The following is a 5778-nucleotide window of genomic DNA, read 5'->3' on the forward strand; positions in this document are numbered from 1 at the left end:
ATTAGGAAACAAAGCCGTTTAAATGTGAGAATAATTCTTAGAAGGTATTCTCATAGGCCAAAACGAGATCGCGTTCTGTTCCAGTCAATCAAGTGTGTTTATGAGAAAACTAGCAGGTGTCAAAGGCTATTTGGGCTGTGGAGTTGGTTAATGATTTTGCTCAAAAATAAAGCTTCCCGAAGGAAGCTTTAGTGTTAATTGCGATAGAGGCTCTTCTCGTTAAGAGTTAAAGTGCATTTTCTAGCTTTGTTAGGAAAGTAGTGATGTCTTCAGAGCTGATATCTCTATGAGTAACAAATCGAACCGGGTTACCTGGAGACATCGTAATGCCTTGTTTGCCCAGTTCGCGAGCGATTCGGTTGATATCCACGGACTCATCTAACTTAGCAAACACAATGTTAGTTTGAATGAAATCAGGGTTAACAGAAAAGCCTTCTAACTTGCTTAGGCCGATCGCTAGGTTTTTCGCGTTCTCGTGGTCAGCTTTAAGTTGAGCAACGTTCTCAGTCAGTGCCATTTTACCTGCTGCAGCAAGAATGCCTGCTTGACGCATACCGCCACCAACCATTTTACGTAGTCGACGTGCTTTAGCGATGTACTCTTTACTACCAAGTAGCAGAGAGCCAATCGGAGCACCTAAACCTTTAGATAAACAAATCGTCATCGAATCGAAGTGTTGCGCGATCTCTTTGATGTGAACGTCTAACGCGACTGCTGCATTGTATACGCGCGCGCCGTCGAGGTGCATTTGCAGGCCGTGTTGGTTTACGAACTCACGTGCTTCCGCTAGATAAGACATTGGCAGGACTTTACCATTGATCGTGTTTTCTAAACTAAGAAGCTTGGTACGAGCAAAGTGGCTGTCGTCGGGCTTAATCGCAGCGGCAAGCTTTTTAAAGTCTAAAGTACCGTCTGGGTTATTCTCGATTGGTTGAGGTTGGATAGAACCAAGGACCGCAGCGCCGCCAGCTTCGTATTTGTAGTTGTGCGCCTGCTGGCCACACAGATATTCATCACCACGCTCACAATGCGCCATTAAGCCAAGAAGGTTGGCTTGTGTACCTGAAGAGGTAAACATTGCCGCTTCAAAGCCTGTCTCATTTGCTGCCCACTGTTCTAGTTCGTTGACGGTTGGGTCATCGCCATAAACATCATCGCCCACTTCTGCGTTTGCCATTGCGTCACGCATAGCTTGCGAAGGTTTAGTTACGGTATCAGAACGAAAGTCCATGTTTCTCTCCTAGAGTACTTTAGGTAGCCATATAATTGGCTATAGATGGCCACATAGTTGGGCTTTACTTAAACAAGCGATAGTTTTGGTATCAGTGATTTGATCGTGTCGTATTTTATCGTGCAGTTCTTCTAAACTCAGTTCGATCACTTCTATTACTTCATCGTCATCGCATTCAAAGCGGGTAGTGAGGCTTAAGTCTTTTGCGACAAACAGATGTTGTATCTCATCACAGAAGCCAGCCAAAGGGGTGACTTGCCCCAAGCTTTGAAAAGAAGTTGCACTGTAACCTGTTTCTTCTTCCAGTTCGCGTTGGGCACATTGAAGAGGTGTCTCATCTATTTCCATCGTGCCTGCGGGTAGTTCCAAAAGCCATTTCTTTAGAGAAGGGCGGAACTGGTTAATGAGGATGATTTTTCCAGACGAAGTGATAGGAAGAATAACTGCCGCGCCAGGGTGATTGATTGTTGTATGTTTTACCACGACGTTCGTAGGGAGCGTCACGTTCTCCTCTATGAGAGAAATACTTTTCCATTTATGGATAACTTTACTCATGCAGTCTGGCCACATTCCTTGCCAATTTTTCGTATAACGGAAGACGTGCACCACCATAACGTCTATGGTGTCGAAAATAAAAGAAAAATTAGGTTTCGTATTAGATTTAGTTTCACGCCGTTCGTGATGTTACTCTCATAATTGGAATCTATGATTGCGCCAAAATTACCGACGTAACCATCTGATATAAATGCAACTCAATAATAAAATGCACTTGTAACAAAGCGCTAACAAATGTATAAAAACAATTCTACACTCTCAACTGTTCAAAGATTTTCGGAGTAACGCATGAACCCTTCTATTTCTTCACATGCTGACAAGGCGCTACTCTCTGAAAGAATCAATAAATTAGCGCATGCTCTGTCTGATGGTGTCTACGAAAGAGAAGACACCATTAAGCTTTGTTTACTGGCTGCTTTGGCTGGTGAAAGCGTGTTTCTATTAGGCCCTCCGGGCATCGCAAAAAGCCTTATCGCGAAACGTCTCATTCAGGCTTTTGATAACAGCAGCTATTTCGAATATTTGATGACTCGTTTCTCTACTCCCGAGGAAGTGTTCGGCCCACTAAGTATCCAAGAATTAAAAGACAACGGTCGTTACGTAAGACTAACCGAAGGCTACCTACCAACTGCACAAGTCGTCTTCCTCGATGAGATCTGGAAAGCCGGCCCTGCAATCCTAAACACGCTACTTACTGTCGTTAACGAAAAGACTTTCAAAAACGGCAGTGATATTGAACGTGTACCGATGCGTCTACTAGTATCGGCATCCAACGAACTTCCAGATGAAGACAGCGGCTTGGAAGCACTTTATGACCGTATGTTGGTACGCGTGTTCGTGAACCGTATTCAAAACAAACAAAACTTCAAATCGATGCTGACGACGGGTACTTCTCAAGAAGCGGTAATTCCAAAAGGTTTGGCGATTACGGACATTGAATACCATCAATGGCAGAAAGAGCTCGATAAGCTGGAACTGACAGACAATTCGTTTGATAAGTTGTTTGAACTAAAAACCATGCTTGAAGAGACGGTTAAGAAGCAAGGCTCTGCTTCAGAGTCAGAATTGTATGTATCAGACAGACGCTGGAAGAAGGCCGTTAAACTATTGAAAGCGAGTGCGTTCTTTAGTGGTCGCGATAGCGTGAACCCGCTGGATATTATGCTTCTGCAAGATTGTTTGTGGCATAGCCCAGAATCACGTGATGTGGTTCGTAGCGTGGTGAAAGACTTTGCATTGAACCGAGCGTTTGATCAACAAGAGTCGAAAGCTCAAATTGAAATGTCTCGTGAAGAGTTAGAAGAGATTCAAGACGATGTTGAATCAACGTTGTCGGTGTCACTTTCTATGGAGTCAACCAGTGGCTTGTTGCGTAAAGATGTTTACCAGAATGACATCAAGAACGCGAAAATGTACAGTGTGGGCAGTGCTTACAATCTAGTGAAACTGGTTATGCTGCAAAGCAACATGTCGGTTTCTGAATCTGAGAAAGGCGATAGCCGTTGGGTATACGTAGCCAAAGACGATTTTGATCGTGTTCTTAAAGAAGGTCACGGTGATATTTACGGTTACGTAAACGAAAATAAAAACCTATGCCGTTTAAAACTCGACTTGGATGCATCAAACCAATTAGTGATTAAAGACATCGCCAATCGCTCTGTATTGGTGAGTGTGGTTACTACTGACGGTTTAGACCAAGAACTGTACAACAAGTGGTTGAGTGGCGCTGAGAAAGCCTTAGAACAGTTAACTGAAGCTGAATTCAAGTTAAAACGCGTTCGTACTGAATTCCATGATGCATTACCTCATAACTATATTGACCCTGATTTACCAAAAGCGATGGAAGCAAGTTTGCAATCGGTAACGCAAGATCTTGAAACCACGAAAGTGAAGAGTGCCAAGATCGCTCAGCGTATTAAGTTTATGAGCCAGTACTTCGAGTAAGAGGAGAGCATATGTTAGGAGCAGACGGCTTAAACCTCGCTTTGATGGTAGCTGATTCCGGAATCATTGATACCGCGATGAATGATCTCATCGCTCGTTCTCAAGTCATGATGGCTGCAGAGAACAAAGGTGTGAAAACATCAGTGAAAAACCACTTAGTTAAATGGCGCGGTAAAGTTAAAAAACGCGTTACTAAGGTGTGTGAAACTGATCGATTCCAAGAGGAAATCGCCCTTTACCAAGAAGTGATTTACTGGGATGAACCTCAGTTCTTTGATGAGATTGACAGCGTTATCAAAAAGCTGGAGTGGCACTCAGCGTTTTATCTACAAGCTCGACGCCTTATGGAGAACAACAAGGGTGTTTATAACGCGATGTTTCCACACTACTTTTGCGACCAATGGTACCAATCACTTTCTGATGCGATTAAACAAGCTCAAGTAACTGAACTTGAAACAAGCAAAGAAAAAGTCTTAGCCGATCTTTATCAGCGCATGGAAACCATGAAAAACATGGATAAAGTGACTGAGTCGGGTGATGAAGGCAGTGTAGGGCGCTTGTGGGACATGGCTTCTGCCAAATTAAGCAAAACAGACCTTACCATCATGAAACGTCATGCTGAGTTCTTGAATAAGCACAAGGGCTTGCAAGAGATCGCTGAAAAGCTAGGCCGTATGGCTGGTGAGGAAGATGATCCTTCGCTACACAAAGCCCCTGTAGAAGAATTGCAGGTGGTTGAAGAGAAAAGCGATGAAGCGGTCGATGATATTGTCGGGATTCATGAAAGTGATGACCTTAACAAGATGCTGCCAAACGAAACCATGTTCTTAGCTTATCCTGAACTTGAGGTTATCTTTTACAAGCACTTGGCCGACAAGCGTTTACTGAGCTATCGCTCGCAAGGTAAATCACGCACGTTACGCAAAGTGAAGGCGCAAAAACCAGATAGCAAGAACATCGATATTGAAAAGGGCCCGTTTATCGTCTGTGTGGACGCTTCGGGTTCTATGAGTGGTTTCCCTGAGCAGTCTGCTAAAGCAATGGCTTATGCCTTAATGCAAATTGCTCTTGCAGAAGAGAGAGACTGTTATGTGATTCTTTTTTCTTCTGAGCAGATTACCTATGAGTTAACAAGGCAGGATGGCCTTCGTGAAGCGAGCGACTTCCTAAGTTACTCATTCCACGGTGGTACGGATTTGGAACCTGTTCTTATGAAGTCGATTGACTTGATGACGGGTGATAAATACAAGAATGCCGATTTAATCGTACTTTCTGACTTTATTGCACCTAAACAATCAGACGAAATGATTGCTCAGGTTGAAAAGTTGAAAGAACACAAAAACCGTTTCCATGCAGTTAGTCTTTCTAAGTATGGTAACCCTCAACTTATGACGATGTTTGACCACTGCTGGGCGTATCATCCGAGTCTTGTCGGTCGTTTCATGAAGAAGTGGTAACGCTAGAACATCTTGTTTAACTCCATTTTGCTGTGTGTTTTTTGATTGAAGAGATCGAACATGCAGCAATTTGATTTAAATGTCAGCAAACGGAATTTAAATTCACTTTTTTGTTTGACTATCTCCCCTCAATCCGTAAAGTAGACACCCGAACACAGCGGTGCGGCTTACTTAAGTCCCTAAAGTGTTGAATTAAAAAGGCGCCTTGGCAGAGTGGCTATGCAGCGGATTGCAAATCCGTGGACCTCGGTTCGACTCCGGGAGGCGCCTCCATTCTTTCTCTTAGTTTGATAAGTTAAGAGATAATAAGAATGAAAATGCGATACTAGCTCAGTTGGTAGAGCGCAACCTTGCCAAGGTTGAGGTCATCGGTTCGAACCCGATGTATCGCTCCAAATTTTGTAGTGTTGATTCATTTCGACATTAAGATGGTGTTTTACTTTTCAGTAATCGGCATCGCAATAAAGAATTGCGTGCCCTGGTGGTGGAATTGGTAGACACAAGGGATTTAAAATCCCTCGACGTTCGCGTTGTGCCGGTTCAAGTCCGGCCCGGGGCACCATCTATTTGATTATTACCTCGCTTGGTATT

The 5778-nt window shown here is 43.5% G+C and carries 4 protein-coding genes and 3 tRNA genes; 5 read left to right on the plus strand and 2 right to left on the minus strand.

Annotated features, from left to right (window positions below):
- Positions 1 to 226: 226 nt before the first annotated feature.
- Positions 227 to 1231, minus strand: coding sequence for a low-specificity L-threonine aldolase (gene ltaE, locus AB4133_RS21860; protein ID WP_017062565.1), 1005 nt, complete (start codon positions 1229 to 1231; stop codon positions 227 to 229).
- A 39-nt stretch (positions 1232 to 1270) separates the two neighbouring features.
- A complete protein-coding gene (locus AB4133_RS21865; protein WP_017062564.1) occupies positions 1271 to 1786 on the minus strand; it encodes an NUDIX hydrolase in 516 nt (171 codons plus the stop codon).
- A 288-nt stretch (positions 1787 to 2074) separates the two neighbouring features.
- On the opposite strand from AB4133_RS21865, the gene AB4133_RS21870 reads away from it, so the two are divergent.
- The 5 genes from AB4133_RS21870 to AB4133_RS21890 all read left to right on the plus strand — a co-directional run bounded on the left by AB4133_RS21870 (position 2075) and on the right by AB4133_RS21890 (position 5749).
- The gene (locus AB4133_RS21870; protein ID WP_017067123.1) at positions 2075 to 3730 is read left to right on the plus strand and encodes an ATPase RavA domain-containing protein; all 1656 of its coding nucleotides are present in this window, start codon (positions 2075 to 2077) and stop codon (positions 3728 to 3730) included.
- A gap of 11 nt (positions 3731 to 3741) precedes the next feature.
- Positions 3742 to 5187 (plus strand): ATPase RavA stimulator ViaA, encoded by a 1446-nt coding sequence (gene viaA / locus AB4133_RS21875; protein WP_017064542.1) that lies wholly within the window; start codon positions 3742 to 3744, stop codon positions 5185 to 5187.
- 199 nt (positions 5188 to 5386) lie between these two features.
- Positions 5387 to 5460: transfer RNA gene (locus tag AB4133_RS21880), tRNA-Cys, on the plus strand.
- Between the two features lie 46 nt (positions 5461 to 5506).
- A tRNA-Gly gene (locus tag AB4133_RS21885) sits at positions 5507 to 5582 on the plus strand.
- Between the two features lie 80 nt (positions 5583 to 5662).
- Positions 5663 to 5749 (plus strand) — tRNA-Leu (locus tag AB4133_RS21890).
- Positions 5750 to 5778: the final 29 nt, after the last annotated feature.

The organism is Vibrio sp. 10N.286.52.F8, from assembly GCF_041468745.1.
Lineage (GTDB): Bacteria > Pseudomonadota > Gammaproteobacteria > Enterobacterales > Vibrionaceae > Vibrio > Vibrio crassostreae_C.